Below are 26,515 nucleotides of genomic sequence, written 5' to 3'. Positions count from 1 at the left end.
GAGTTCCTCCTACTTACGGGCAAAGCGGGCCACCAGCCCGTCGCCCAGCCCCTGAAGCCCCTGAACCAGGGCGATGATCAAGACGACCGTCACCACCATGACGTCGGTCTGGAAACGCTGATAGCCGTAGCGCACGGCCAAATCGCCCAGCCCGCCGGCCCCGACGACGCCCGCCATGGCCGTGTAGGAGACGAGCGCGATGGCCGTCACTGTAGCCGCTACTATCAGCGACGGCAGGGCTTCGGGCAAAAGCGCCTGAAGGACGATTTGACGCTTCGACGCACCAAGCGCGCGGCTGGCCTCGATCACCGAGCGGTCGACTTCGCGCAGGGCGTTCTCGACCAGCCGGGCGAAGAACGGCGCGGCCCCCACGACCAGCGGCGGGATCGCGCCCCTCACCCCCAGCGACGTGCCGACCAGAGTCAGAGTGACCGGGATCAACAGGATGAACAGGATCACGAAGGGGATGGAGCGCAGGACGTTGACCCCGAAACTCAAAGCTGCATAGACGCCGCGATGGGGCGACAGGCCCGACGGCGACGTCACCGACAGCCACACACCCAGCGGCAGTCCCAGCGCGATGCTGGCGACCAGAGACGCCGCGACCATGCCGAGGGTCTCACCCGACGCCCGCGCGATTTCCAAAGGATCGATATTGCCGAGCCATTCCATCATGCCGCCTCCCGCACCTGAACGCCCGCCAGCCGCAGGGCGTCGATGGCCTTTGTGCGGTCGGGTCCACTGATGTCGGCCCACACATCGCCATAGGGTCCGGATTTGAGTGCCGAGACCTGCCCGCTGCGGATGCTGACCCAGGCGTCTAACCCTCGCAGGCTGTGCGCCACGGGGTCAGCCCCTTGCCACGTCAGGCGCACAAGACCGGCGTCACCCGGTGGTCTGAAATCCGACAGTACCCGGCCCTGCGCGCTTTTCGGCGTGAACAGCACCTCGGCCACCGTGCCCGTTTCGGCCAAATGCCCGTGGTCGAGCACGGCCACGCGGTCGCAGACCCGGCGCACCACCTCCATCTCGTGCGTGACCAGCACCACCGTCAGGCCCAGATCGCAGTTCAGGGCGGCGATCAGATCGAGGATATCGCGCGTCGACTCCGGATCGAGGGCGCTCGTCGCCTCGTCGCACAGCAGGATGTCGGGCGCATTGGCCAGCGCCCGCGCGATGGCCACGCGCTGCTTCTGACCGCCGGACAACTGCGCCGGATATTTGTCGGCGTGGGCAGTGAGTCCCACCTGCGCCAGCAACGCATCGGCGCGCGCCTTGCGTTCGTGCCGGGTGCCGGTCCCGGCGATATCCAGCGCATAAAGGACGTTCTGCCGCGCCGTGCGCGACGACAACAGGCCAAACTGCTGAAAGATCATGCCCAGCTTGTGCCGCCGGATGGACAGATCGGCCTCGGACAAGGTGGCCATGTCGATACCCGCGACCTCGACACGCCCCTCATCGGGCCGTTCCAGACGGTTGATGAGGCGGATCAGGGTCGATTTCCCCGATCCCGACGGCCCGATAATGCCGAACACCTCGCCGGTGGCGATCTCCAGATCGATACCGGACAGGGCAGCCTGCGCCCCACCGCCCTTGAGCGGGAAACGCTTGCTGACCCCGCTCAGGCGGATCATGGGCGCGGAACTGTTATCGACTGAAACCATGTTCCGGTTCTAGGCAGTGCGCGGAAGCCGGTAAAGCGCGATTTTCTGCGGCCTCAGGTGATCCAGACTAAACCGCCTCTTAGTAATTCACCCGCACCGTGACACCGACCATGCGCGGTTCGCCCGCGATGAAGGTCGCTACACCGAGGTTGTCGCCCGTATTACCCGCGTCCTTGATATAGGCTTCGTCGGTCAGGTTGTCGGCGAACACTTCAACCGACCACGGGGCTTTTTTAGGCGCGAAGCCGAGGCGCAGGTTGAGCAGACCATAGGCTTTCTGCTTTTCGTCCTGCACCGTGTCGCCGACCGGGCGCAGATTCGGCACGGCGGTCTGAAACTGCGGCAGGTCGTTGTCGTTCTCGAAGAAGACGTCCGATTGCCAGGTATAGGTCGGGGTGACCCAGAAGCGCAGGGCTTCGGTCGAGAACTTGAAACGACCGCCTAATGATACGCTATGATCCGGGCTCAGGCGGAAGCGATTGCCTTTGTAAATCCCGTTACCGAAGCGCGAATGGTTATAGGCGTAGGTGGCGAAGATATCCGCTCCCGGGATCACGCGGTAATAGGCCTGGGTCTCAAGGCCGTAGGCGTCGGCCTCTCCCGCGCTGACCGTGACCAGACCGCCGGTCGAGGTCGAGACCTGTGTCTGGAAGTTCTCGTACTTGTAGCCATAAACCGCCGTGTCCCAGCTCAGGCGACCGCCCATCAGGCGCGTCTTGAGACCGAGTTCGAGGCTGTCGACCGTCTCGGCGTCGGCTTGGGTAAATTTCGGCTGGGCCAGCGGCGTGGCGCCGGAGTCGCCCGACAGGACCTTGGGCTGACGGCCGCGCGCCACCGAGACGTAGCCGTTGACCGTATCGCTGAACAGGTAGCGGCCCACGAGGCGCCAGGTGACGCCGTCGTCGCTGAACGACTGGCTGACGACGTTGCCGTTACCCGGCGTCGGCTGCTTGAAGATACCGACCGGCGGCAGGCCCGCCACGGCGGCTTTCGTCACGGCAGCCGTCCAGGTCGCGATCATCGCCTGCGACGGCGCGGTGCCGGTTTGCAGGAAATACTGCGTCGCCAGCTGATTGACCTGCGCGCTGATGGCGGGGGAAAGCTGCGAGGCGGCGGCGAGCACCGACGGCGTCTCGACGCTGGCCGAATAGCCCGACACCTTGTCGTCCTGCGTGTAGCGGATACCGGCGCTCAGTTCGAACTTCGGCGTTACGCGCCACGTGGCGTCGGCATAGGCGTCGATCGACTTGGTGTCGCCATAGGTGGTCGACACTTCGCGGTGCGTGGTGTCGAGATAGGGTGCCAGCGGGCCGAAAGCGGCATTGGCCGTGGCTTGCAGCACCGGCAGGGACTGCGGCGTCGGGCGCGTCAGGACGTTGGCGAGGAACAGGCCGGCGGCGCGCTCGTCGAATTGCAGCGGCACGGCAGTCGAGGCCTCTTCTTTGAAGTAGCTGACGCCCGCGAACCACGACACGGCACCGCCCGTATCGTAGTTGAGGCGTAGTTCCTGCGACCACTGTGACCCCTTGGCGATTTCGGCGGCGGTCAGCAGGTTGAGCGACATGCCGTCGGCGTCGAAGACTTCCGAGGCGCTGAAGCGGCGGTGCGCCGAGATCGACGACAGGCTCCACACGTCGTTGATCGCCCAGCGGCCCAGCAGGGTCGTGCCGGTCACCGTGCGCTCAAGGCCGAGGTCGCGGCCCAGGAAACCGGGCGACAGGGCGGCACCGCCGAACGGCGTGCGATCGCCCAGAACCGCGCCCGTATTGGGATCGGTCGGGTTCCACGTCCCCGACTTGAAGGCCGTGCCCGGCGTCGAGTCCTTCTGCGTATTGACGATCAGGTCGAAGCCGAGCACGTCCGACGGCGTCCACGCCGCCGACAAACGTAAAGCATCCGTGCCGAGCCCGTTGAAGTCCTTACCGCCGAGCAGGTTCTCGACATAGCCGTCGCGGTGCTTGGTGCGGCCTGCCAGACGCACGGCGAAGGTGTCGCCCAGCGGCACATTGATCATGGCGTCGACCATGCGGAAATTGTAGTCGCCCGCGCTGACGGCGGCCTTGGCGTCCAGCACCGGCTTGGCCTTGGCCTGAATGACATTGACCGCGCCGATCAGCGCGCCACGCCCGAACAGGGTCGATTGCGGGCCCTTGGCGACTTCGACGCGCTCAAGGTCGAACAGTTCGACATAGGAACCGCGCGAGCGCGAAATGCTCACCCCGTCCTGAAACACCGAGACGCGGGTTTCCGCGGTCGCCGTGCCTGAGTCCGAGGTCACGCCGCGCATGACGAAGCCCGGATTGTTCGGTGACTGGTCCTGCACCTCGAAGCCCGGCACGAACAGGGCCAGTTCGGCGAAATCGGTGATGCCGACATCGGTCAGGAAGCTGTTGCTCAGGCCCGTCACCGCCGCCGGGACGTTGAGCAGCTTCTGCTCGCGCTTTTGCACCGTGACGACGATTTCGGGGATGACGTCTTCGTTCACTGTTTGGGCGGAAACCGGCGCAGCAGCCATAAGAGCGAGAGTGGAAACGGCCATGAGCGAAAGGCGCGAAGACGACATGGGAACAACCTGCAAATAAGGGAATAGGACGTTATCTCGTTGCAGGCTTAACGAAACCTTATGACAGTCGCGTTGCGCTTTGGTGTCAGTTGTGGATTGCGTCGCGCGCGTTACCTAAAAGCGACAATGGCGACCGTATGGAAATCTGATAATTCTCGCTGCGTTTTTATTTTTATCGCGGTACACCCTCTTGCAAGCCATAACGGTAACTCTTATAGTTACGTTTAGTCGCATACATGTTTCTGCCTCAAAAGGATCCCTTCATGAAGCCCCTGTTCAAATCCGCTGCCGTCGCCGCCGTTCTGTTTGCTGGCGCCATGAGCCCTGCTCTCGCCGCGCCGGAAACCTTCAAGCTCGACCCGACCCATACCGAAGTCGCCTTTAGCTGGAACCACCTCGGCTATTCCAACCCGACCGCCAAGTTCATGAACGCTGTCGGCACCGTCACGCTCGACGAAGCCAAGCCGGAAATGTCTTCGGTCGAGGTCTCCTTCGCCATCGCTGGCCTGAACACCGGTTACGATGTCTTCGACGGCCACCTCAAGGGTGAGAAGTTCTTCGACGCCGCCAAGTACCCGACCGCAACCTTCAAATCGACCAAGGTCACCGTCACGGGTAAGGATACGGCCAAGGTCGTCGGCGACCTGACCATCAAGGGCATCACCAAGCCGATCACCCTCTCGGTCAAGCTGAACAAGATCGGCGAGCACCCGATGGCGAAGAAGAAGGCCGCGGGCTTCAGCGCTACGGGCGCCATCCTGCGTTCGGAATTCAACATGGGCGCCAATGTCCCGTTCGTCAGCGACGAGATCAAGCTGGTCATCACCGCCGAAGCACAAAAGCAGTAAGTCACGCCTAAGCCTATACGTACAGGAACGGGCGCAATTCGGTTGCGCCCGTTCTTTTTTGGAGACCTGTCATGTCCGCGAAAATGCCTACCCTCTATATCCCGCATGGCGGCGGTCCGTGCTTTTTCATGGACTGGAACCCGCCGCATATCTGGGACAGGATGGGCGATTATCTGCGCGATATCCCTCGTCAGGTGGGCCAGAAACCGAAGGCCATTCTGGTCGTATCAGCCCACTGGATGACCGAACGCTTCACGGTCCAGACCAAGGCGCATCCGGGTATGCTGTTCGACTATTACGGCTTTCCCGACCATACCTATCAGCTGAAATATCCCGCGCCGGGTTCGCCGGAACTGGCCGAGCGCGTGATCGAACTGGCCGCCGGGGCCGGTATTCCGGTCGATCGCGACGCTGAGCGCGACTACGACCACGGCGTCTTCGTGCCGTTCCTGTTGATGTATCCCGATGCCGATATCCCCGTCGTGCAATTGTCGATCAAGACCAACTGGAAGCCGGAGGACCATATCGCCTTGGGCAAGGCGCTCGCGCCACTACGCGACGAAGGCGTGCTGATCGTCGCCTCGGGCATGAGTTTCCATGATCTGAAAGCCCTGATCCGCGGGACGCTGGTGCATGAACCGGTTAACGGCTCACACCATTTCAACGACTGGCTCAACGACAGCCTGACGCGGCATGACGGTGGGGAGCGCGAGGCGCTGCTCGCCGACTGGTCACGTGGCGCGGGGGCGCGCATCGCCCATCCGCACGAAGACCATCTGGTGCCGCTGTTCATCGCCGCCGGGGCCGCTGGAGACGATGCCGGTGTGCGGACTTATGACGAGACGCTCCGTCCGATGAACACGGCGGTGAGCGGTTTCCAATTTGGGTAATGGCGGAATATTTACGAAAGCTGACAAACTGCCAGCTTTCGTAAATCCACACGTCTTGGCATAGTCTTCGCATCAACCGGAGACGCACCATGTACGACCTGCACATCGCCAATAAGAACTATTCCTCGTGGTCCCTGCGCCCGTGGGTGCTGCTGCGCGAACTGGATATCCCGTTCACCGAGCATCAGCACTTTTTCAGCACCCCGATCGGCGAGAACGTACAGTTCAAGGCCTTTTCACCGACGGCGCTGGTCCCCGCCTTGCAGGACGAAGCGGTGACGGTCTGGGACTCGCTGGCCATCGCCGAATATGTCTATGAGACGCATCCCTCCGTCTGGCCCACCGATCGCGAGGCCCGCGCCTTTGCCCGTTCGGCGGCGGCGGAGATGCATTCAGGCTTTTCGGCCCTACGCAATATCTGCACCATGAACTGCGGTTTGCGCATCGAGTTGACGGAAATTGCTGCGCCTTTGCTGCGCAACATAGAACGCCTCGACGCCTTGTTCCGCGAAGGCTTGCAACGCTTCGGCGGGCCGTTTTTGGCGGGTGCGACCTTTACGGCGGCTGATGCCTTTTACTGTCCGGTCGCATTTCGCGTACAGACCTATGGCCTGAAACTGAGCCCGCCGTCGCAGGCCTATATCGAGCGTCTGCTGCAATTGCCGTCGATGCAGGTGTGGTACGCCGAAGCCCTGCAAGAGACCGCGCGCGAACCGGAACACGAAGACGAAGCGCTGGCCGCCGGAACGATTACCGCCGATTACAGAGTGGTATAATTATCCGGCGGAAGGCATCGTCCGGAGCCTCCCGCCGCGGCAGGTCATCTCACGGATGGCCTGCCGTTTACGCGCCGTGCAAAAGTTCGGGCGGCAAGGTCATTGCCACCCAAGACGGCGGGTAAAGCGGAGAACGGCCTCAAGCAGGCCAAAAAGATCAGGACGATGCGGGGGAATATAGACTTCGGTCGCGCGCTGGGCCTCGGACGGCAGATTGGCGCGGGCATCGGCGCGCAGCGCCGGGAACAGGGGATCAGGGGTACGCATACTCAACACCACATTTACACAGTCAGACTCTATAGCCTGAAAACCCGAAGCGTAACCATGTTCACTTAATGCGCGATTAACGCCCCGGTTGCATATCCTGAGCGGCATATCATCCAAGGCACTTGACGTGTGCATTTATTTCGTTATTTTGGCAACGAGCGAATTAATGGGGGTAAGTTATGAAAAATGCGCTTGTGTCCGCCTTGATCTGGATCATCGCCCTGCCCGCCGCCGCCGAAGAGGCTGCCGGTATCTGGCACGGCAAGCTGATGGGGCAACTCAATATCATCCTGCGCATCGAGAAGGACGGCGCGGGCTATAAGGGCGTTCTGGAAAGTCCCGATCAGGCCAATTTCAAGATGCCGCTCGACAGCGTCACGGCGACGCAGGACAGCCTCGATGTCACCGCCGCCAGGATCAATGGCCGCTATCAGGGCAAGTGGGACGAGACGCAAAAAGCCTGGGTGGGCACGTGGACGCAAGGCCAGGGCCTGCCCCTGACGCTGAGGCGCATCGACGCCGATCAGGCCAATGGCTTCGCGCCGAAACGCCCGCAGGTCGATGCGGCTGAGGCGGCTCTGGCCCATTATCACGTCGAGGCGGTCACCCTACCCGGCGCGGTCGCGAGCGTCACCCTGTCGGGTACGTTCAGCGCGCCCAAGGGCAGCGGACCGTTCCCGACGGTGATACTGATCGCCGGATCGGGCCCGAATACGCGCGACGAAGCCGTTGCCGGACACAAGATTTTCCTCGTCTGGGCCGATGCCCTGAATAAGGCCGGGATCGCCGTCCTGCGTTACGATAAACGCGGCGTCGGGGCCTCGACGGGCGATTACAAGGCCGCAACCACCGCCGATTTCGCCGCCGATGCCGAAGCGGCGGTGACGTGGCTCAGGGCGCGCAAGGACGTCGGGGCCATCGGTCTGATCGGCCATTCCGAAGGCGGCGTCATCGCCCCTATCGTCGCCAATCGCGATTCTGCGGTGAAATTCATCGTGCTGATGGCGGGGTCCGGCGTGCGCGGCGATCAGGTTCTGCTCGGTCAACAGGCTTTGATCGGTCGGGCCAACGGTCAGACGGAAGAGGTCATCGCCAAGGCAGCGGCGACCAATCGCAAGATTTACGACGCGATCATTACCGACCCCGACCACGCCGAAGCCAGGGTCCGCGCCATTGTCGAGGCGGAACTGCTGCCGTCTCAGAGGGTCGATGCCGCGATCATCGACAGCATCGTCAAGCCGGTCACCGCGCCGTGGATGACATATTTCATCGCCTACGACCCGGCGCCGGAACTGCGCAAGTTGAAGACGCCGGTGCTGGCCCTGATCGGCGAAAAGGATTTTCAGGTGACGGCGAAGGACAACCTGCCGGTTATCACCGCCGCGCTCAAGGACCACAAAAAGGCGACGGTACGCGAATTGCCGGGGCTCAATCACCTTTTCCAGACCGCCCCGACTGGCGCGCCGTCGGAATACAGCCAGATCGAGGAGACGACCTCACCGGCAGCGCTCGATCTGGTGACCGGGTGGATCAGGACACAGTAGCACCCTTTTTCAGTTCGTCCTCAAGCCATTCCATGTCGTCGTCGCTGAGGCCGAAATGATGTCCGGCCTCGTGGATCAGGACGTGGGCGACGAGGTCTTCGAGCGTGACCTCTCCGCTGGCCCACTCGTCGAGGATCGGGCGGCGAAACAGGTGGATCATCGGCGGCAGGTCGCCGGTATAGACCTCGGTTTCCGCCGGACGCCCGCTATAGAGGCCGGTCAGTTCGAACGGATCGTCCATCTCCAGATCGGCGAGCAGCTCTTCGGACGGGAAGTCTTCGACGATCAGAACCACGTCGCGCAGGTGTCCGGCAAACGGCTCCGGCAGCTTGGCCAGAGCGTTGCGGGCAATGACCTCGATGGTGTCCAGCGATGGCGGCGGGCCGTATTTGCGCGTCATTCGGCCGCCGGACGCGTTTCGGTGTCCGGATGGACCTCGACCGGTTTTTCGCCGTCCCAGACGACCCAGTACTGCCCCAGACGGCGCTTGCGATCGATGGCTTCGGCCACGGCTTCGCGCAGAACGCCAAGGGCGTGATCGGCAACGGCTGAAACGTCTTTATTCGTCATTTCAAGTCTCCGGCCAAATGTTCCAGATGCGCAAAAAGAACAGGATCGGCAATCCGGCAGTCTGCACCTGACTGCTGAAATATCTTATCCGCGCGGTCATCGTCGTTCATATAACACACGCAAATATCGACCTTCATTCTATAGACATTCAGAAGATTGTGCAAACCACGCGGGAAGCGTCGTTCGATATCCGTGATGGGGATATTGTGGCCACCGTGAGCGACACGTTCAGCGACACGACGCTTGGAAACGGCGACATCCGGCAGAGCGAGATAATGAAGCTCGACCTGCCAGCCCTCTGCTTTCAACCGTTCAATCAGTCGCAAGTAACCGCGTCCGGCCAGCGTCGTCTCGAACGCAAAGCCCTGTTGCGCTTCGATGCGGGTGTCCATTTCTTTCAGGAACAGGCGCGCGGCAGCGGTGGCTTGCTGTTCGGGGTGAAAAGGCGACAGACCCGAAGCGATCAGGTCGGCATTGATGAAATGCGCCACGCCGATGGCTGGCAGGTATTTCAGCGCAAAGGTCGTCTTACCTGCGCCATTCGGTCCGGCAATGATAAGGCACTTGGGCATCCGGTTCCACCATGAAAAACGCCGTCGGCACAAGATGCACCGACGGCGTTACAATCGTCAAGGAAGCGGTTTTAGGCTTCCATATCTTCCGGCAAGCCAACCACATGGAAGCCCGCATCGACGTGAACCACTTCACCTGTCGTCGAGAACCCAAGGTCAGACGCCAGCCACAAAGCCGCGCCCGCGACGCCTTCCATCGAGGTTTCTTCCTTCATCAGCGAGAACTGGCCCGACTTGGCGTGCAAGCCCCGGCCACCGGCGATCCCGGCGAGGCTCAGGGTGCGCATGGCGCCCGCCGAAATGGCGTTGGCGCGGATGCCCTTGGGGCCGAGGTCGCGGGCGATGTAGCGCGTCGAGGCCTCAAGGGCGGCCTTGGCGACGCCCATAGTGTTGTAGTTGGGGATGACGCGCTCGGCCCCGAGATAGGTGAGCGTGACCAGCGAACCGCCGTTCGGCATCAGCTCGGCGGCGCGGCGGGCCGTGTCGACGAACGAGAAGGCCGAAACGTTGAGCGCCAGCAGGAAGCCTTCGCGCGTGGTGTTCTCGACGAACGAGCCTTGCAGTTCGTTCTTGTTGGCAAAGGCCACCGAGTGGATGACGAAGTCGATCTCGCCGTAAATCTCTTTCAGCTTGGCGAAGGCCGCGTCCATGGACTCGTCAGACGTCACGTCGCATTCGATCAGGTGCTTGACGCCGATCGAGTCGGCCAGCGGCTGCACGCGGCGCAGCAGCGACTCACCGAGATACGAGAACGCCATGTCTGCACCCTGCGCCGCCAGTTGCGAAGCGATGCCCCAGGCGATGGACTTGTCATTGGCAACGCCCATGACGAGGCCTTTTTTGCCCTTCATCAGGTCGCCCGTGGGGAATTTCCAGCCGGATTCAGCCATGTCGCAGTCCTAGTTCTTATAAATCAGCTTGAGAGAGAATGATCGAGCCATTGGTGCCGCCGAAGCCGAACGAGTTCGACATCACGGTTTCCAGCGCCCCGTCGCGGCGCTCGCGCAGGATCGGCATCCCGTCGAAGGCCGGATCGAGTTCCTCGATATGAGCGCTCTTGGTCGCGAACCCGTGCTGCATCATCAGCAGGCAGTAGATGGCTTCCTGAGCGCCCGCCGCGCCGAGCGAGTGCCCGGTGAGCGACTTGGTCGAGGAGATTAGCGGCAGGTTCGCGCCGAAAACGTTGCGCACCGCGCCCATTTCGCGCTCGTCGCCGACCGGCGTCGAGGTGCCGTGCGGGTTGAGATAGTCGATCTTGCGGCCACCGGCCTGACGCAGGGCTTCGCGCATACAGCGTTCCGCGCCCTCGCCCGACGGCGCCACCATGTCGTAGCCGTCCGAATTGGCGCAGTAGCCGACGACTTCGGCGATGATATTGGCGCCGCGCGCCTTGGCGCGCTCGTATTCTTCGAGCACCACCGCGCCCGCGCCCCCGGCGATGACAAAGCCGTCGCGGTTCTTGTCGTAGGCGCGCGAAGCGACCGACGGCGTATCGTTATAGTTCGACGACATGGCACCCATCGCGTCGAACAGGTTCGACAGGGTCCAGTCGAGTTCTTCGGTGCCGCCGGCGAACATCACGTCCTGACGGCCGAGCATGATCTGCTCCGCCGCCGCGCCGATGCAGTGCACCGAGGTCGCGCAGGCCGAGCTGATCGAATAGTTGATGCCGCGGATCTTGAACCACGTGGCCAGCACCGCCGAAGGGCCCGACGACATGGCCTTGGGCACGGCGAACGGCCCGATGCGCTTGGGCGACTTCTTTTCGCGCGTGATGTCGGCGGCTTCGACGATGGCCTTGGTCGAAGGACCGCCCGCGCCGAAGATGATGCCGGTACGCTCGTTGGAAATGTCGGACTCGTCGAGGCCCGCCGACTTGATGGCCTGCTCCAGCGAGATGTGGCCATAGGCCAGACCGCTCGACAGGAAGCGCGCGGCGCGGCGGTCGACGAACGGCGTCCAGTCGCCGATGGTCGGTGCGGCGTGAACCTGGCACTTGAAGCCCAGTTCGGCGTATTCCGGCGCGGCTATAATGCCCGACTTCGCTTCACGAAGCGACGCTGTGACTTCGTCGGCACCCGTGCCGATGGACGACACGATGCCAAGACCGGTGATGACAACTCTGCGCATATCAGTATCCCCTGCGATGGGTCGTGGCGGTTCTTACACCAGATCCTTGGCGTCGAACAGGCCGACGCGCAGGCCCGAGGCGGTGTAGATCGGCTTGTCGTCGGCAAGGACGACGCCTTCGCCGATGCCCATGATCAGCTTGCCGGTAATGACGCGCTTCATATCGATGCGGTAGGTGATCTTCTTGACCGACGGCGTGACCTGACCGGTGAATTTCACTTCGCCGACGCCCAGCGCGCGGCCACGACCGGGATTGCCCGACCAGCCGAGGAAGAAGCCGACCAGCTGCCACATGGCGTCGAGACCGAGGCAGCCCGGCATGACCGGATCGTTGATGAAGTGGCAGGCGAAGAACCACAGGTCCGGATGGATATCGAGTTCAGCCTCGATATAGCCCTTGTTGAACGCGCCGCCGTCCTTGGTGATCGTGATGATACGGTCCATCATCAGCATCGGCGGCGCGGGCAGCTGCGCATTGCCGGGGCCGTACATTTCGCCGCGCGAACAGGCCAGAAGATCTTCGTAGCTGAAGGAGGAAGGACGGTCGCTCATTGGGGCTCCGGGTATAGAATCGTACGCATCGACGTTATGACAAACGGCGCTAATGGCCCATTCGTAACAGGCTGTAAAGATGCGTTACACGCATCACCGCTGCGGCTCAATGCTTTTTAGCGTTTTTTATGGGGTGCGGAGTGTCGAACTACGCCCGTTCATACTCCCCCACTGGTGGGGGAGATGTCAGCCGCGCGAAGCAAGGATGACAGAGGGGGGCCTTGCGGTATCGACAAAGGCCCTCCTCTGTCATTTTCGCTGGCGCTCAAATGCCACCTCCCCCGCGTGACGGGGGAGTATGAAAAATAAGAAAGCATCTGAGCTTTACGACAGCCGCGTCAGGGCGTCGGGGCGCTTGCAGACCGCCCCTTCCTGCGCGCCCCACAGGCTCTTTTGCGGCACCCAGCCATCGACATTACCGACCGTGATCCGGCAATAGTCCTTCTTGCACTTGTCAAGCGCCGCCAGCGACCGGGGATTGAGGCGGGCCTTGACCTTCGCCGTGGCTTTCGGTCCGCTGAGCAGGTCGATTTTCGCGGCCCCCATCGACACGACGCTGCGCTGGGATTTCAGCATGGTCTTGCTGACCCAGGCGATGCCACCATCGGGATCGCAGATCATCCGCCATTCCTTGGTCTCGGAAATGATCTGTACCGGCAGGTTCTTCTGCTTGTAGGTCCACAGGACCTTGTTTTCCTTGGTCGGCCCCGACCGGGCATAGACCTCGCTTGAGCGCAACGACGCCCACCGCGGCACGGGTTGCTTCGACGGCGTGTCGAAGGCGTCCTCGGCGGGACCGGCCAGCGCGGCACCGGCAGGCATCAGACAAAGCGCCGTCAAAAACCCCATCATAAGTATCGACGCCCAACGGCGTGCCTTGACGCAAGGGCCTGCGCTATGGTCAGGTGATTTCACAGCGAACGACGGGCTGAACAGGGTCATCGGCAGGACACAAACTAAGGCTGGCATGAGGGATAGCTGGTCAAGACATGCGTCCGAAAGCTTCAGATTTGGTTAACCATAGGGCGATAAGCGGCCATGCAGCCGTAAAATTCGCTTCCCGGATTTGACGAAGACCCTGTAGAAGCCCGCAAACCAGATGCCACAGGAATTAAGCCGCGATGAGCAAGAAGCTTAAGGTCGTCATGACCGTGAAACTGCCCGACGGGGTCGAGACGCGGTTCCGCGAACTGTTCAACACGACTCTGTGGCTCAACAAGAACCCCATGCCGCGCGAAGCCCTGCTGGATGCCGCGCAAACCGCCGAGGTGCTGGTGTCCTCGATCAACGACCGCATCGATGAAGCGTTTTTCGAGGCGGCGGGCGAACAGCTCAAGATGATCGCCAATTTCGGCGTCGGCCACGATCATATTGACATCGCGAAAGCCGTCGAAAAAGGCATCATCGTCACCAATACGCCGGGCGTCCTGACCGAAGACACCGCCGAGATGACCATGGGCCTGATTATCGCCGTGTCGCGCCGCTTCATCGAAGGCGCCGAAACCGTGCAGCGCGGCGAGTTTTCCGCCTGGTCGCCGACCTTCCTGATGGGCCGCCGCATCTACGGCAAGCGCCTCGGCATCGTCGGCATGGGCCGCATCGGTCAGGCCCTGGCCCGCCGCGCCCGGGCGTTCGGGATGCAGGTCCACTATCATAACCGCAAGCCGGTCTCGGCGCGCATTTCCGAAGAGCTCGAGGCGACCTACTGGGACGATCTCGATCAGATGCTGGCGCGCATGGACGTCGTGTCGATCAACGCGCCGGGCAGTCCCAGCACCTTCCACCTGCTCAGTGCCGAGCGTCTGGCTCTGCTTCAGCCCCACGCCATCCTCGTCAATACCGCCCGCGGGCAGATCGTCGACGAAGAGGCGCTGGCGCATCTGCTGAAAGCGAACCGGATCGCGGGGGTCGGCCTCGACGTCTATGAGCGCGCCACGGCGATTTCGCCAGAGCTGTTCGGGTTGCCGAACGCCGTGCTGCTGCCGCACATGGCGTCTTCGACGGTCGAGGCGCGCACCGACATGGGCGACCGGGTGATCCTGAACATCAAGACGCTTCAGGACGGCCACCGCCCACCGGACCGCGTCATTCCGGCGATGCTCTGACCCTTATACCTCCCCAGCTTGCTGAGGAGGGGGACCGCACGACGCTTGCGGAGCAAGCTAGATGCGGTGGTGGGGGTTCTTGCTTACTTGAATCGCAAGGCTTGCATTGAACCTCCGCAAGATACCCCACCACCACGCCCTCCGGGCGCGGTCCCCCTCCCCGGCATAGCCATGGAGGTATAAGAATAAGAGAGGCAACCCCTTCTCCAAAGTTTTTCACAGATTCACACCCCAAGGGGCTTGCAAAGGCTCAAGGCTTTTGTCTATAAGGCCCACCTCTTCGGCCACGTGCCGGAAAGATGCGGGCGTAGCTCAGCGGTAGAGCGCAACCTTGCCAAGGTTGATGTCGAGAGTTCGATCCTCTTCGCCCGCTCCATTTCCTTATCGCTTAAGGAAATGAGTTGAACAGATTCAAGCGGGCGTAGCTCAGCGGTAGAGCGCAACCTTGCCAAGGTTGATGTCGAGAGTTCGATCCTCTTCGCCCGCTCCAATCTCCTCAGGTTGGACACAATTTTCTCAAAAAAATCTTCATATCTCCAACGACGTGCCTCCCCTTGCGCGCGTCCGCAAAACAGGTACGCTTATTGCATCCGCACAATATGATGGGGTGAGGTCGGCACAGGCTGTGCCAGACTGACGCGCGTTTTGGAGACAATAGGTCCATGCTTCTGGAAAGCGAAGGCGATCTGGTTATCGTTCTGGGGGTGCTGGCGGCCCTGCTGCTGGCTGTGGCCATCGGCGCTGGCATTCTGGTCGTCTTCCGGACCATGCAGATCCGTCAGTTTCAGGATCTCCTGTTCAAGGCCGAACGCAAGATCGATCACCTTGAGCGCCGCATGTTTAACGTGCTGAACGCGGTCCCGGTGGCGCTGGTCGAAACCGACGCGACGGGCAAGTTCATCTTCGCCAACAAGGCCGCGCACCAGTTGCTGGGGCGCAAGGATAACGAACTGATCGGATTGAGGTTTCACTCGGCTACCTGGGGCATTACCTATCCCGACGGCCGCATCATCCCGCCCGACCTGCTGCCGATCGCGCGCACCCTGCGCGGTCAGACGGTCAAGGGCTTCCAGCACCTGATTTCCAACCACGGCAGCCAGACCAAGACGCTGGTTTCGGTCACCTCGATGCCGATCATGAACACGGTCGGCGAGGTCATCGGCTCGACCACGGCGCTCGTCGAACTGGACACCCAGACCGGCGAAGGCATCGGCGATATTTCCGGCGTCTGGCGCGGGCAATGGTTCGCCGCCGCCCCGGTCCCCTTCTGGGGTCTGGATCAGAATGGCACAGTGCTCGACGTCAATGCCCGCGCCGGCGTCGTCTTCGACACCCCGCGCGAGCAGTCGGTCGGCGAGAACTGGGTCAAGACCTTTGTCGCCGATGCCGATTTCCAGAAGGCCATCGACTACCTGTCGGACCTGTCGTCGTCCAGCCATCCGGCCTCGATCAATCTCGGCCTGAAAGACGGCAAAGGTACGGTGAAACCCGTCATCCTCACCGCGTGGGCCGTCACGACGCAGGACGGCGCCGCCGAGGGCCTGACCCTGATGGCCGTGCCGACCGAGGTGACGCTGTCGGTGTCGGTGTCGGCGCCCGTCGCCTTGCCTGCCATCGCGCCGGTCGTGTCCAACGAGGCCCTTGAGGCGCTCAACGACCTGCAAAACGCCGAACGCGCCCGGGCGGCTTTGGGCGTCGGCGTGTGGCAGTACGACGCCGCGTCGGACTCCATCGTCGAGGACGAAGGTATGCGCCGCCTGATCGGGCGCGAATACGACGGCGGTCCGACCCTTATTTCCGACGCCGATCAGGCCCGCGCCGACGAGGCTTTCGGGCGTCTGATGTCCGGCGAAAGCGACGTGCTCAATCTGGAACTCAGCGTCCGTCAGCCCGATGGCTCATTGCGCTTTGTGACGCTCAAGGGGCAAGGCAAGGGCAGCAACGGCAATCGCGAACTGTTCGGTGTCGCCATCGACGTGACCGCCGCCAAGACCCTGGTCGAACTGCCGGCAGACGCCGCCATCGGCGAGGACAAGGCCGCGCTGGAAACGCAGGTCGCGGCCCTGACGCACGACCTGAAAATGGCGCACGCCGATCTGGCGACGCTCAAGGCGCTGGAAGGTGAACTGGAAGACCTGAAGGCCGCGCGTGAAGAGATCGAGTCGCTAAAAGCCGAAAAGGCCGATGCCGAATTTGCCGAAAATCCGGAATTGTCCACACTCAAGGCGCAACTGGACGAACTCAAGGCCGCCGAAACCGAGTTGCTCAACCGCGCGCAGGACGAAATCGAGGCCCTGAAAGCCGAGGTCGAGGCGCTGAAAACCGCGCCGGTGGACACCACCGACCCCGTGACCGGGATTGCGCCCGAGGCGGTCGAGGCCCTGCACAACGAAATCGAAACGCTCAAGGCCGAGAATGCTGCGCTCAGCGGTCTGAGCGAACAGCTTGAAGGCCTGAAAGTCGAAAAGGCCGAGGTCGAGGCGCAATTCGCCCTATTGCTGGAAACGCCCCTGCCCGCGCCTGAACCCGCTGTCGAAGCGGCCCCGGAACGGACTTTGGGCGACATCGCCGAAGACCTCAGCGACCTGACGCGCGTCTGGAAGCCGGACGGGACGCTGGTGCGTCTGTCGCGCGGCTGGCACGTCCTGACCGGTTGCGGGGCGCAGGAATTCCTCGAAGACGGTTGGCTCGACAACCTGCACGACGACGATCAGGCCCGCGTCCACGACACGCTGAAAGACCTGCTTGATCGCAAGACCGGCGGCGACCTCGGCTATCGTGTCCGCACCGCCGATGGCCACTACGTGTCCGTGCTGGAGCGTCTGACGCCGGTCGTCACCGACGGGGCGTTCGACGGCCTGATCGGCATCGGATTCGACCTGACGGCGCATCTGCCTGCGCCGGTTGCGGCGGAACCGGTCGAAGAATCCTATACCGACAAGCTCGAATACCTGACCATGAAAGCGCGCACTGGGGCGCTGGAACTTGAAATCGCCCAGCTTCAGCACGCCAAGGGCGAACTGGAGCGTCAGGCGCGGGCGCTCGACGATGCGCTGGCCAAGGCCCAGCAATACGAGACGGTGGGTCGTCTGACCGGTGACGTCGCTGCCGACTTCTCGCAGATGCTGAACGTGATGAACGCCGCCCTCGACATGATCGGCAAACAGTCCGAAAATCCGGACCTCAAGCGCCTGTCCGACGCGGCGCTGGCGGCGGGCAAACGCGGCGAGCGCCTGACACGGCAATTGCTGGCCTTTACGACGCAGGCGAAAGAGAAGGCCTGATTGCAGACGCGCATCTGATCCCAAAACCGCTGCACACTTTTGGGGATGCGCTTTTTGCTGATCGCGCATCTGATCCCAAAACCGCTGCACACTTTTGGGGATGCGCTTAAAGCTTCTCGCCGGGAAGCTTACTGGCCTGCTTGATCCAATCGGTGAACTGCGCCTCGTCGAGCGCACCCTCGCGCACGTCGAGATAGCGTACATTCGCCTGCTTCGACTTGCCCGGCGGCACGGGCGTCAGCGATGCGCCCTGAAAGAAGGTCACCTTGACGTAGTTGGTGAAGCAGTGAAACGCCACGAACCAGCTGTCGTTTTCGAGGCCGTAAAAGGGCGTGTTCCACTTCACCGCCTTCTGCACCTCCGGCACGGCGGCGACGATCAGTGCATCGAGTTGCCGCCCGATACCCTGCTTCCAACCGGGCATAGCGTCGATATAGGCCTGCACCGGCGCGTCACCATAACCCTTGGCGATCTGCGGATTGCCACCGGACAGAAGAACGGGTTCGGTTTTAGGTGGGGTCATGAACATGTCCTCAGCATGAAATAGGAAGATGCTTTTACCACGGAAGTGAAGTTCAACAGCCGCGTTCAGTATAGGCCGAACGGAGGAAGCCATGACAGCAAAAGCACTCCGATCACCGACAACAGGGTCGAAACCCAGATGCCAAACGGCCAGGGGTGCTGATGGCGCCGCATTTTCAGAATTGCGCCTATGAGCAGGACAAACCCCAGATACGCGACGGGTCCCAAAAGGAAACCCGTTACCGCACGCTTTGCATTTTGCAGGATTGCCAGCGCCATACCGTATCCGGCCCACATCGAGCCAAATAGACCCACGGGCACGACTAAGGTGGTGATTGTATGTCTGACAAGGGTTCTGGCATTCATACGATATGTCTATACCGGACGATATCAGGCTGGCAAATTAGAGTATGTACAATAAAACGCCTGAAAGCGTTTCTTCCGGCGAGCCTATATATTTGTAACGCTAAGACTTTTTGCGGCGAATTTTCGTGTTCTTGGCTTCGGCGAATTTTATCGTCTCTTTCGTGGTAAAAATAATCCACCTCTCAGGCATCCGGAAACTAACCCGTTTTCCGGTAAGGCGTGCCGTCGGGCCATTTACCGGTGCGGGCCGCGCGCTGTTCGCGCAAGGCGGCCTGTTTGTCGGACCAGCCCTTTTGCAATACTGGCGCGTCTGAAGCGGGCGGGGTTTGCGGCTGCGCCGCCCCCTCCGTCGGCTTCGCTTCGCTCGCTGCACGGCACGGGCCGCCCCGCTCCCCACTGCGTAGGGAGGAGGGCGTGTGATCGACGCCAGTCTGCGCAACCTTCGTCTTCGTCAGCGGCGTATGCAATTGCCGGATCAGGCGCGTCGCCACGCACAGGGCGCTGAGTACGGCGACGACCTCCTTGAGGGTCGAAGGTGTGGCGCGCTCGATCTCGGCGAGCATGCGCTGGGCCTGAACCATCAGGCGGTCGTGTAAGGGAGTATATGTGTCGGTCATACCCCATGATGCGCACGGTTCGGAGCAGCGGGGATAAGTGCGTCCGTGCCACCCCGACAAAAAAGCTTCGCAAAAGCGGCCTATGGGCGGTAACCTGCCCCTTCACCGCACGAGCGCCGCATGACCGACACGCCAGAAACACCCCTCACCTTTGGCTGGGAAGAATGGGTCGGCCTGCCCGATCTGGCCCTGCCGGCCATCCGGGCCAAGGTCGATACCGGAGCGCGGACCTCCGTGCTGCACGCGGTCGATATCGAGCCCTTCGGCACGCCCGACCGGCCGCGCGTGCGCTTCGTCGTCAATCCGGTGCCGGGGCGTTACGATATCGAGGTCGCCTGCTCCGCCGACCTGCTGGGGCAGCGCGAGGTCACCTCGTCGAACGGCGAGACCGAGTGGCGCTATTTCATCCAGACCCATATCGACATCGGTGGCCATCTGCACCCCATCGAGATGTCGCTGACCAACCGCGCCAGCATGATGTACCGCATGCTGATCGGGCGGCAGGCGCTGGAAAGCCTCGGCGCGATGGTCGATCCGACCGCCGCGCACCGTCAACCCATCCTCTCCTACGACGTCTATAGCCGCGCCGAGGCCCCCAAGGCCGTCAAGCGCCCCTTGCGTCTGGCTATTCTGACGCAGGACGCGGGCAACTACTCGATCCGCGCCCTGATCCGCGCGGCGCAGGAGCGCGACCACGTCATCGAGGCCATCGAGACCTCGCGCTGTTATATGAACATCAACGTCACGCGCCCCGAAGTCCATTACGACGGCAAGCCATTGCCGCAGTTCGACGCCATCATCCCGCGCATTGGGGTGCCGATGACCAGCTACGGCCTGGCCGTCGTGCGTCAGTTCGAGACGACCGGGGCCTATTGTCTCAACCGCTCCTCGGCCATTTCGGCCTCGCGCGACAAGCTGCACGCGCTTCAGGTCATGGCGCGCAAGGGTATCCCCATGCCGGTGACGGCCTTCGCCAAGTCGCCCAAGGACACCGACTACGTCGTTAAGTTGGTCGGCGGCGCACCGCTGGTCGTCAAGCTGACAAAGGGCGCGCAGGGCCGCGGCGTCGTGCTGGCCGAAACGGAGCTGGCCGCCGCCTCGGTCATCTCGGCCTTTCGCGACCTCGATGCCGAACTGCTGACGCAGGAGTTCATCAAGGAGGCCGACGGCGAAGACCTGCGCTGCCTCGTCATAGGCTCCAAGGTCGTCGCCGCCATGAAGCGCAAGGCCAAGATCGGCGATTTCCGCGCCAACCTGCATCAGGGCGGCAAGGCCCTGTCGGTCGAGATCACCGAGGATGAGGCCGATATCGCCGTCAAGGCCGCCCGCGCTTTGGGGCTACAGGTGGCGGGGGTGGATATATTGCGCTCGAATTCCGGCCCCAAGGTTCTGGAGGTCAATTCGTCGCCGGGTCTGCAAGGGATCGAGAAGGCGTCGGGCGTCGACGTCGCCGAGCTGATCATCCGCCATATCGAAGGCAAGTTGCGCCCGGTTCAGCATCTGCCGAAGAAGAACCCACGCGCAAAACGACGGGAATAATTTCTTCCCCTTTTACCCTTGCCATGCCATTTAGATTCCCATGGCCCGCTTCGGTTTCAAGGATGAGGATCTGCGCCTGTGGCATCTGGTGACGGCCACGGTGCGACCGCATGCGCCGCGTTTAAAGCCCGAAAAGGCCAAGCCGCCAAAACCCGAACCTCAGATCGAAACCGTGACGATCAAGGGCATGCCCGAAGGCCAGAACACACTTTCCGCCCCGCGTATTGAACGGCCCCTGCCGCTGGTGCCGTTCAACATCGGACAGGCGTCGAAATCGCCGTCAGGCTTTCGCCTGATCGAGACGATGCGCGACGGACCGGACCCTATCGAGCCCAAACGCAAACGCCGCATTTCGCGCGAACGCGACCCCATCGAAGCGCGCCTCGACCTGCACGGCCTGACGCAGATTCAAGCCGAACAGCGGCTCAAATCCTTCGTACAGCAGGCCTGGGCCAACGACTACCGCGCCGTACTGGTCATTACCGGCAAGGGGATGGCAGAAAACGGAATATTGAAGCGCAACGCGCCGGAATGGCTGGCCGATCCGGCGCTGTCGTACATCGTCGCGGGCATATCTCAGGCCCATGCCCGCCACGGCGGCACTGGCGCGCTTTACGTGGCGCTTAAGCGGCGGCAGGTCTAACCGCGATTTGATCCACGATCCGGGCTGCAATAATCGTCCTCAAGTTCGGCGTAGACGCCGCTGCCCTTGTCCTGGCGGTCCAGTTCGATGACCTCGCGCAGCAGACGGCAGGCCGTGGCGCTATCCCCCGCCTTCCAATGAGCGCGCGCCGCCAGATAGCCTTCGCGGATTTTCGTCCGCCGTTCCGCGGTCGGGCTATAGGGGACGTACCCGAACCGCGGATCGAAGACGCCATCCGGACGAACCTCATAAAATCTGCCGTTGCGCGAATCGTAGATGACGCTCGACGACCAGCGCTCGTAACGCGGCTGATTGTCGTAGCGTTGAGCCAGAGACGGATTGGCAGTGGCCATCACCAATATCACACCTAAGGCAATCATGCGCACGGCTAACCTCCTGCCGCCCAGACGACGGCATTTACGGCACAGAGTCTGACACGAGGTCGCAAATTTACAAAATCACAGATGCCTTATTACGATCTGTCAGGCTTAACTGCGGTCGGTGGTGCAGTATTCGGCCTCCAGATCGCGATAGATATCATCAGGGGCCTCCTGATCCAGACCGGGATTGGCTCTGTTTTTAGACCTGAGATAGCGCTTGTCCAGTTCAATGGCCTTACGCATCGATCGACAGGCGGCGGCATCCCTGCCTTCGGATTTCTGCGCCTGCGCCGCTTCGAAAACGGTACGGGTCCTTTGCCTCAGATCACCAGCTGACGGCAGGCTATTAGAGGTCATACGTCCCGACGCATCGCGGGCATAGAACAGGGTGCCATGAATCGGATAGTAGCGTTGCTCAGGGCGCATCGAATTATAGCTGTCTGCCGGGGGCACATATTGTTGCGCCGAAACCGCCGTAGCGGCTCCCGATCCCGCAACCGCGATCGTCGCCACCATCATAAAAACACGCATAAAAACCTCCCTTTTTTAGTTTCGGATCAACTGCGAACGCTGGCGCAAAATTCGGTTTCAAGGTCTTCGTACAGACCTGGGCGGGTATCCCTGATCAGTTCCGGATAAAGTGTATTTTTCCGGCTGACATATTGCTTTTCCAGATCAATCGCCTGACGCATGGATCGGCACGCCGCTTCGGCATTGCCTTTTTCACGCTGCGTCCGGGCTTTCTTGAAGGCCGTCTGAGCGCGGCTCATCAGATCATGCAGCTTACGGTCGGTAATTTGGCTCCGCACACTGGGGGCCGGGTCGCGATAACGGCCGTCATCGGCACTCGCATTGAAGCGATAATCCTGCGGCCGATAGGTCGTGTCACCACCGGAGTAAATCGAGCTTTGCGCCCCTGCCGCGCCGGCTATCGCCAGATTTGCGACAACGGCAGCTATCCATAAAACACGCATACCAACCTCCCTGTAATAAGGTTCATCATGCTTCGGCGTCGGATTTACCAATCGCCGAGGTTGTGATCACTATGGCACAGGTTGCGGGTTTGGCAAGGGTTTAGATAAGGCCGTTATCCCTGGCCAGCTGGGCATAGGATACCTGCGGGCGCGGACCGTAGTGGCTGATCACTTCGGCGGCGGCCAGCGCCCCCAGACGGCCGCAGGTTTCCAGATGCAGGCCCTGAGTCAGGCCGTAGAGCACGCCCGCCGCATACTGATCGCCCGCGCCGGTCGTGTCGACCACGGCGCTGACCGGATAGCAGGGAATGTCGTGCGAAATATCGGCCTTGATGGCGACCGAGCCCAGTTCCGACCGCGTGATGAAGGCAAGGTCGGTCTTGGTCTTGAGATACCGCGCGGCCTTATGGAAGTCGTCGGTCTGGAAGAAGGACAGAAGCTCCGACTCGTTGGCGAAGACGAGGTCGATATGCTGCTCGATAAAGGCCATCAGGTCGGTGCGCCAGCGATCGACCACGAAGCGATCCGACAGGGTGATGGCGGTCTTGCGCCCCACGGAACGCGCGATCTCACAGGCCTTGGCAAAGGCGGCGCGGCCCGACGGCGTGTCGAATAGATAGCCTTCGAGATAGGTGATCTGCGACGCCTTGATCAGTTCGGGATCGACGTCGGCGGGGCCGACCAGCGCGGCGGCGCCGAGAAAGGTCGCCATCGTCCGCTGACCGTCTTCGGTGATATTGATCAGGCAGCGCGCCGTGTGGGTCGGGTCGTCGTGCAGGAACGGCGTGTCGAAGCTGACGCCCATCTTTTTCATGTCGCGGCTGAAGACGTTGCCCAGCTCATCGTGCGCCACCTTGCCGATATAGGCCGCCTTGCCGCCGAAAGAGGCGACGCCGGCGATGGTATTGCCCGCCGAACCGCCCGATTCCTGTGTCAGCTCGTCCCGCGACACCATCTTGTCGTAGAGATTGATCGCCCGGTGCTGGTCGATCAGCGTCATGCCGCCTTTCGGCAGACCTTCATCGGCGATGAAGGCTTCGGTGGCGGGGGCCAGAACGTCCACGATGGCGTGGCCTACGGCGGTGACGTCGAACTCTTGAGACATGCGAGATAATCCGGTTGCGTTTGGGGTGTCTTTGCGCAAAAACCGCCTGATGAGCAAGTCTTTATTGATACTAACGCCCAATCCGGCCCATCCGTCGCATCACGGGCGCTGGCCCGCGGTGCTGGACGCCTATCGCGCCGCCTTTGCCGGGTTCGAGGTCCACGCCCAGCCGTGGTCGGAGCCGTTGACCGAGGCCTACGACCTCGTCCTGCCGCTGGTCGCGTGGGGGTATCATAACGCGCCGGATGAGTTTCGCCGCGCCCTGGCCGCCATCAAGGCCAAAGGCTTTAAAATGCTCAATCCACCGGAAATCGTGAGCTGGAACGTCGACAAGCGCTATCTGCGCGACCTGGCCGATGCGGGTATACGCATCATACCGACCCTGTTCACCGAGCGCCTGACGATAGCCGATATCACCGCCGCCCGTGCCGATTTCGGCCAACAGGCCGTCGTGCTGAAACCGATCGTTTCCGCCGGGGCCAAGCACACCATGATCTTCGACGGCGACACCCTGCCGCTACCCGGTGAAGACGCCAAAAGCGGCCACAGCGCCCCTGAAGGCGAGGCGATGATCCAGCCGTTCATGCCCGCCATCCAGACCGAGGGTGAATGGTCGCTGATCTTCTTCGACGGCACGTTCAGCCATGCCGTACTGAAAACCCCTAAGCCCGGCGATTTCCGCTCACAGCCCGATTACGACGCCCATCTGCGGTTAGAGACCCCGCCGGTCGCCGCCGTCGAACTGGCCTATGAGGCGCTGGAATTCGTCGGACAGACCCTGCTCTACGCCCGCGTCGATATGGTCCGCGACGCGCAGGGCCGGTTCTGCCTGATGGAACTGGAGCTGATCGAACCGGACCTGTACCTCAAATATGAGGACGCTGCCCCGGCCCGCCTCAGCCACGCGGTGGAACACGCCTTAGGGACGTGCGGCCATCATCATTGATCCGCCATCCTGAATGTGATAACTTTGTGCTTACAAAGGAGTCCGTCATGAAGGCCAGTATACGCAAGATGGGCAATTCGCAAGGGGTCATCATCCCCAAGGCCGTGCTGGCGCAACTGGGCCTGAGCGAGAGCGTCGAAATGACGGTGACCGAAACCGCCATCATCCTCGCCAAGCCGAAAAGTCCGCGCGACGGCTGGGCCGAGGCCAGTCGGGTTTTAGCTGAAAACGGCGACGATACCCCGGTCTGGCCAGAGATCGCCAATGCCGACGACGCCGACCTGACATGGTGAAGCGCGGCGACATATGGCTGACCAATCTCGATCCGACGGTCGGCAGCGAAATCCAGAAAACCCGTCCGTGCGTCGTCATCTCACCGCCGGAGTTACACGACTATCTGCGCACGGTGATCGTCGCGCCGATGACCACCGGCAGCCGTCCGGCGCCCTTTCGCATAGACCTGACCTTCGACGGCAAGACCGGGCTGATCCTGCTCGATCAGATCAGAACGCTGGATAAGACGCGGCTAGTCAAACGTCTGGGGGCTGTGCCCGATACGGTGCTGATCGAAACGCTCGCTACCCTGCGCGAAGTGTTCGAGGTTTAGCCTACGCCGATCTTGGGGCATAGATCCTCGACGATACAAGCCACGCACTTCGGATTGCGCGCCACGCAGGTATAGCGCCCGTGCAGGATCAGCCAGTGATGCGCCCGCGTCAGCCACTTGCGTGGGATGACCTGCATCAGTTCGGCCTCGACCTTGTCCGGCGTATTGGCCGCCGCATCGACGATCCCCAGCCGGTGCGAGACGCGAAAAACGTGCGTATCGACCGCAATCGCCGGTTCGATATCCAGCTCATTCAACACGACGCTGGCGGTCTTGTTGCCGACGCCGGGCAGGCTCAGCAGATCGGCGCGATTGAGCGGTACTTGCCCGTCGAACCGCGACAGCAGGATGCGGCACATCTCCATCACGTTCTTCGCCTTGTTGCGGTAAAGTCCGATCGAGGAAATCATCTGCATCAACCGCTCTTCGCCTAAGTCGAGCATGGTCTGAGGCGTGTCGGCGATCCTGAACAGGGGCGCGGTCGCCTTGTTGACCGCCACGTCGGTCGTCTGGGCCGACAGGGCCACGGCGACCGTCAGGGTGAACGGATTGGTGAAGTTCAATTCGGTCTTCGGTTCCGGCTTGTCGGCCTCGAAGCGCTCGAACAGCTTTTTGACGGCGGCAGCGCTACGCATGATTTTCCGCCGCCATGACCGTTTCCCACTTCATCCACTTCTCTTCGATAGCCGCATTGAGGTCTATGCTTTCGTCGCGCGCCATCAGGAAGATCATGCAGATGACATCGGCCATTTCCATCGCCACGTCGTGCCGGGCGGTGTCCGGATCGCGGCGCGAGCGGCCGGTCATGGCGAGATAGGCTTGCGTCAGCTCCCCCACCTCTTCCTGCACCTTGAGCAGGTGCCAGTCGCCGCCGCGGTCAATGCCGTGTACGCGCTCGTAACGATCCGAAATCGCTTTCAGGCGGTCGATAAAGCCTTCAAGCTCAGGCAGGGGTTGCGCGGCCATCGAAACATCACCGTTCATTATCTGTTCTGAAATCGGTTTTAGGCAGGATTCGCACGGGTCACAAGGCCGCGCGCCACTTTTCCCT

31 protein-coding genes, 2 tRNA genes and 1 pseudogene are annotated in these 26,515 nt (G+C 61.9%); 14 read left to right on the top strand and 20 right to left on the bottom strand.

The window, feature by feature from the left end:
* Positions 1-9: 9 nt before the first annotated feature.
* From AEYBE204_RS36875 to AEYBE204_RS36865, 3 genes are all read right to left on the bottom strand, one after another.
* Positions 10-675, bottom strand: coding sequence for a methionine ABC transporter permease (locus AEYBE204_RS36875; RefSeq protein WP_155908483.1), 666 nt, complete (start codon positions 673-675; stop codon positions 10-12).
* The gene (locus tag AEYBE204_RS36870; protein WP_023463677.1) at positions 672-1,634 is read right to left on the bottom strand and encodes a methionine ABC transporter ATP-binding protein; all 963 of its coding nucleotides are present in this window, start codon (positions 1,632-1,634) and stop codon (positions 672-674) included. Before AEYBE204_RS36870 ends, AEYBE204_RS36875 begins: the two co-directional genes overlap by 4 nt.
* 109 nt (positions 1,635-1,743) lie before the next feature.
* A complete protein-coding gene (locus AEYBE204_RS36865) occupies positions 1,744-4,227 on the bottom strand; it encodes a TonB-dependent receptor (RefSeq protein ID WP_023463676.1) in 2,484 nt (827 codons plus the stop codon).
* Between the two features lie 263 nt (positions 4,228-4,490).
* Here AEYBE204_RS36865 and AEYBE204_RS36860 point away from each other — a divergent pair, with 263 nt between their 5' ends.
* The 3 genes from AEYBE204_RS36860 to AEYBE204_RS36850 all read left to right on the top strand — a co-directional run bounded on the left by AEYBE204_RS36860 (position 4,491) and on the right by AEYBE204_RS36850 (position 6,741).
* Complete coding sequence (locus AEYBE204_RS36860) at positions 4,491-5,075, top strand: YceI family protein (protein WP_023463675.1); 585 nt, start codon at positions 4,491-4,493, stop codon at positions 5,073-5,075.
* A 71-nt stretch (positions 5,076-5,146) separates the two neighbouring features.
* Positions 5,147-5,965, top strand: a complete 819-nt coding sequence (locus AEYBE204_RS36855; RefSeq protein ID WP_023463674.1) for a class III extradiol ring-cleavage dioxygenase — start codon at positions 5,147-5,149, stop codon at positions 5,963-5,965.
* Between the two features lie 89 nt (positions 5,966-6,054).
* Entirely contained in the window at positions 6,055-6,741 is a 687-nt protein-coding gene (locus AEYBE204_RS36850; protein WP_023463673.1) for a glutathione S-transferase family protein, read from the top strand.
* A gap of 99 nt (positions 6,742-6,840) precedes the next feature.
* Here the strand turns inward: AEYBE204_RS36850 and AEYBE204_RS40445 are convergent, their stop codons facing one another.
* Positions 6,841-7,008: a hypothetical protein gene (locus tag AEYBE204_RS40445; RefSeq protein WP_155908480.1), complete on the bottom strand. Its 168-nt coding sequence runs from the start codon at positions 7,006-7,008 to the stop codon at positions 6,841-6,843.
* Between the two features lie 179 nt (positions 7,009-7,187).
* Between AEYBE204_RS40445 and AEYBE204_RS36845 the strand changes: the two genes are divergently transcribed.
* Positions 7,188-8,552, top strand: coding sequence for a S9 family peptidase (locus tag AEYBE204_RS36845; protein WP_023463671.1), 1,365 nt, complete (start codon positions 7,188-7,190; stop codon positions 8,550-8,552).
* On the opposite strand, the gene AEYBE204_RS36840 is transcribed toward AEYBE204_RS36845, so the two are convergent.
* The 7 genes from AEYBE204_RS36840 to AEYBE204_RS36815 form a co-directional block, all read right to left on the bottom strand.
* Positions 8,539-8,952: a metallopeptidase family protein gene (locus AEYBE204_RS36840; RefSeq protein WP_023463670.1), complete on the bottom strand. Its 414-nt coding sequence runs from the start codon at positions 8,950-8,952 to the stop codon at positions 8,539-8,541. The genes AEYBE204_RS36845 and AEYBE204_RS36840 overlap by 14 nt on opposite strands.
* Positions 8,949-9,122 (bottom strand): hypothetical protein, encoded by a 174-nt coding sequence (locus AEYBE204_RS40750; RefSeq protein ID WP_023463669.1) that lies wholly within the window; start codon positions 9,120-9,122, stop codon positions 8,949-8,951. Before AEYBE204_RS40750 ends, AEYBE204_RS36840 begins: the two co-directional genes overlap by 4 nt.
* Positions 9,119-9,694 carry a zeta toxin family protein gene (locus tag AEYBE204_RS36835; RefSeq protein ID WP_023463668.1) on the bottom strand — a complete coding sequence of 192 codons (576 nt, stop codon included), beginning with the start codon at positions 9,692-9,694 and terminating at the stop codon, positions 9,119-9,121. The genes AEYBE204_RS40750 and AEYBE204_RS36835 overlap by 4 nt, the downstream gene beginning before the upstream one ends.
* 71 nt (positions 9,695-9,765) lie before the next feature.
* Complete coding sequence (locus AEYBE204_RS36830) at positions 9,766-10,584, bottom strand: enoyl-ACP reductase (protein WP_023463667.1); 819 nt, start codon at positions 10,582-10,584, stop codon at positions 9,766-9,768.
* A gap of 16 nt (positions 10,585-10,600) precedes the next feature.
* Positions 10,601-11,824, bottom strand: coding sequence for a beta-ketoacyl-ACP synthase I (fabB, locus tag AEYBE204_RS36825; protein WP_023463666.1), 1,224 nt, complete (start codon positions 11,822-11,824; stop codon positions 10,601-10,603).
* A 33-nt stretch (positions 11,825-11,857) separates the two neighbouring features.
* The gene (gene fabA / locus AEYBE204_RS36820; protein WP_023463665.1) at positions 11,858-12,376 is read right to left on the bottom strand and encodes a 3-hydroxyacyl-[acyl-carrier-protein] dehydratase FabA; all 519 of its coding nucleotides are present in this window, start codon (positions 12,374-12,376) and stop codon (positions 11,858-11,860) included.
* Positions 12,377-12,700: 324 nt separating this feature from the next.
* Positions 12,701-13,198, bottom strand: a complete 498-nt coding sequence (locus tag AEYBE204_RS36815) for an SH3 domain-containing protein (protein WP_235068258.1) — start codon at positions 13,196-13,198, stop codon at positions 12,701-12,703.
* A gap of 299 nt (positions 13,199-13,497) precedes the next feature.
* On the opposite strand from AEYBE204_RS36815, the gene AEYBE204_RS36810 reads away from it, so the two are divergent.
* The 4 genes from AEYBE204_RS36810 to AEYBE204_RS36795 all read left to right on the top strand — a co-directional run bounded on the left by AEYBE204_RS36810 (position 13,498) and on the right by AEYBE204_RS36795 (position 17,765).
* Positions 13,498-14,481 carry a D-glycerate dehydrogenase gene (locus tag AEYBE204_RS36810; RefSeq protein WP_023463663.1) on the top strand — a complete coding sequence of 328 codons (984 nt, stop codon included), beginning with the start codon at positions 13,498-13,500 and terminating at the stop codon, positions 14,479-14,481.
* A 301-nt stretch (positions 14,482-14,782) separates the two neighbouring features.
* A tRNA-Gly gene (locus AEYBE204_RS36805) sits at positions 14,783-14,857 on the top strand.
* Positions 14,858-14,896: 39 nt separating this feature from the next.
* Positions 14,897-14,971 (top strand) — tRNA-Gly (locus AEYBE204_RS36800).
* Positions 14,972-15,143: 172 nt separating this feature from the next.
* Positions 15,144-17,765 carry a PAS domain S-box protein gene (locus AEYBE204_RS36795; RefSeq protein WP_023463662.1) on the top strand — a complete coding sequence of 874 codons (2,622 nt, stop codon included), beginning with the start codon at positions 15,144-15,146 and terminating at the stop codon, positions 17,763-17,765.
* 106 nt (positions 17,766-17,871) lie between these two features.
* Here AEYBE204_RS36795 and AEYBE204_RS36790 read toward each other — a convergent pair whose 3' ends face one another.
* From AEYBE204_RS36790 to AEYBE204_RS36785, 3 genes are all read right to left on the bottom strand, one after another.
* Complete coding sequence (locus tag AEYBE204_RS36790) at positions 17,872-18,288, bottom strand: DUF1801 domain-containing protein (protein WP_235068255.1); 417 nt, start codon at positions 18,286-18,288, stop codon at positions 17,872-17,874.
* A 65-nt stretch (positions 18,289-18,353) separates the two neighbouring features.
* Positions 18,354-18,566 carry a hypothetical protein gene (locus AEYBE204_RS0120750; RefSeq protein ID WP_023463660.1) on the bottom strand — a complete coding sequence of 71 codons (213 nt, stop codon included), beginning with the start codon at positions 18,564-18,566 and terminating at the stop codon, positions 18,354-18,356.
* A 284-nt stretch (positions 18,567-18,850) separates the two neighbouring features.
* The gene (locus tag AEYBE204_RS36785; RefSeq protein ID WP_155908478.1) at positions 18,851-19,270 is read right to left on the bottom strand and encodes a hypothetical protein; all 420 of its coding nucleotides are present in this window, start codon (positions 19,268-19,270) and stop codon (positions 18,851-18,853) included.
* A 120-nt stretch (positions 19,271-19,390) separates the two neighbouring features.
* Between AEYBE204_RS36785 and AEYBE204_RS41135 the strand changes: the two are divergent.
* The 3 genes and pseudogenes from AEYBE204_RS41135 to AEYBE204_RS36775 form a co-directional block, all read left to right on the top strand.
* Positions 19,391-19,804: pseudogene (locus AEYBE204_RS41135) on the top strand (ATP-dependent zinc protease); the annotation flags it as partial.
* Between the two features lie 81 nt (positions 19,805-19,885).
* On the top strand, positions 19,886-20,809 hold the full coding sequence (rimK, locus tag AEYBE204_RS36780) for a 30S ribosomal protein S6--L-glutamate ligase (RefSeq protein WP_369751910.1): 924 nt from the start codon (positions 19,886-19,888) through the stop codon (positions 20,807-20,809).
* 40 nt (positions 20,810-20,849) lie between these two features.
* Positions 20,850-21,452: a Smr/MutS family protein gene (locus tag AEYBE204_RS36775; protein ID WP_023463657.1), complete on the top strand. Its 603-nt coding sequence runs from the start codon at positions 20,850-20,852 to the stop codon at positions 21,450-21,452.
* On the opposite strand, the gene AEYBE204_RS36770 is transcribed toward AEYBE204_RS36775, so the two are convergent.
* From AEYBE204_RS36770 to AEYBE204_RS36755, 4 genes are all read right to left on the bottom strand, one after another.
* Positions 21,449-21,838: a hypothetical protein gene (locus AEYBE204_RS36770; protein ID WP_155908476.1), complete on the bottom strand. Its 390-nt coding sequence runs from the start codon at positions 21,836-21,838 to the stop codon at positions 21,449-21,451. The genes AEYBE204_RS36775 and AEYBE204_RS36770 overlap by 4 nt on opposite strands.
* Before the next feature lie 102 nt (positions 21,839-21,940).
* Positions 21,941-22,363 carry a hypothetical protein gene (locus AEYBE204_RS36765; RefSeq protein WP_023463655.1) on the bottom strand — a complete coding sequence of 141 codons (423 nt, stop codon included), beginning with the start codon at positions 22,361-22,363 and terminating at the stop codon, positions 21,941-21,943.
* Positions 22,364-22,389: 26 nt separating this feature from the next.
* Positions 22,390-22,806, bottom strand: coding sequence for a hypothetical protein (locus AEYBE204_RS36760; RefSeq protein ID WP_023463654.1), 417 nt, complete (start codon positions 22,804-22,806; stop codon positions 22,390-22,392).
* Positions 22,807-22,906: 100 nt separating this feature from the next.
* Complete coding sequence (locus tag AEYBE204_RS36755) at positions 22,907-23,911, bottom strand: adenosine kinase (protein WP_023463653.1); 1,005 nt, start codon at positions 23,909-23,911, stop codon at positions 22,907-22,909.
* Positions 23,912-23,960: 49 nt separating this feature from the next.
* Here AEYBE204_RS36755 and AEYBE204_RS36750 point away from each other — a divergent pair, with 49 nt between their 5' ends.
* The 3 genes from AEYBE204_RS36750 to AEYBE204_RS36740 are packed head-to-tail and all read left to right on the top strand — an operon-like array spanning position 23,961 to position 25,464.
* Positions 23,961-24,857 carry a RimK family alpha-L-glutamate ligase gene (locus AEYBE204_RS36750; RefSeq protein WP_031231413.1) on the top strand — a complete coding sequence of 299 codons (897 nt, stop codon included), beginning with the start codon at positions 23,961-23,963 and terminating at the stop codon, positions 24,855-24,857.
* A gap of 47 nt (positions 24,858-24,904) precedes the next feature.
* A complete protein-coding gene (locus tag AEYBE204_RS36745; protein WP_023463651.1) occupies positions 24,905-25,150 on the top strand; it encodes an AbrB/MazE/SpoVT family DNA-binding domain-containing protein in 246 nt (81 codons plus the stop codon).
* Positions 25,144-25,464 carry a type II toxin-antitoxin system PemK/MazF family toxin gene (locus AEYBE204_RS36740; RefSeq protein WP_023463650.1) on the top strand — a complete coding sequence of 107 codons (321 nt, stop codon included), beginning with the start codon at positions 25,144-25,146 and terminating at the stop codon, positions 25,462-25,464. Before AEYBE204_RS36745 ends, AEYBE204_RS36740 begins: the two co-directional genes overlap by 7 nt.
* Here the strand turns inward: AEYBE204_RS36740 and nth are convergent.
* Positions 25,461-26,099: an endonuclease III gene (gene nth, locus AEYBE204_RS36735; RefSeq protein ID WP_023463649.1), complete on the bottom strand. Its 639-nt coding sequence runs from the start codon at positions 26,097-26,099 to the stop codon at positions 25,461-25,463. The genes AEYBE204_RS36740 and nth overlap by 4 nt on opposite strands.
* Positions 26,092-26,448, bottom strand: coding sequence for a hypothetical protein (locus tag AEYBE204_RS36730; RefSeq protein ID WP_031231412.1), 357 nt, complete (start codon positions 26,446-26,448; stop codon positions 26,092-26,094). Before AEYBE204_RS36730 ends, nth begins: the two co-directional genes overlap by 8 nt.
* Between the last annotated feature and the right edge of the window lie 67 nt (positions 26,449-26,515).

The organism is Asticcacaulis sp. YBE204, assembly GCF_000495855.1.
Taxonomy (GTDB): Bacteria; Pseudomonadota; Alphaproteobacteria; order Caulobacterales; family Caulobacteraceae; genus Asticcacaulis.
Note: the sequence above shows the minus strand (reverse complement) of the source record. Positions and strands in the feature narration are given on the sequence as shown.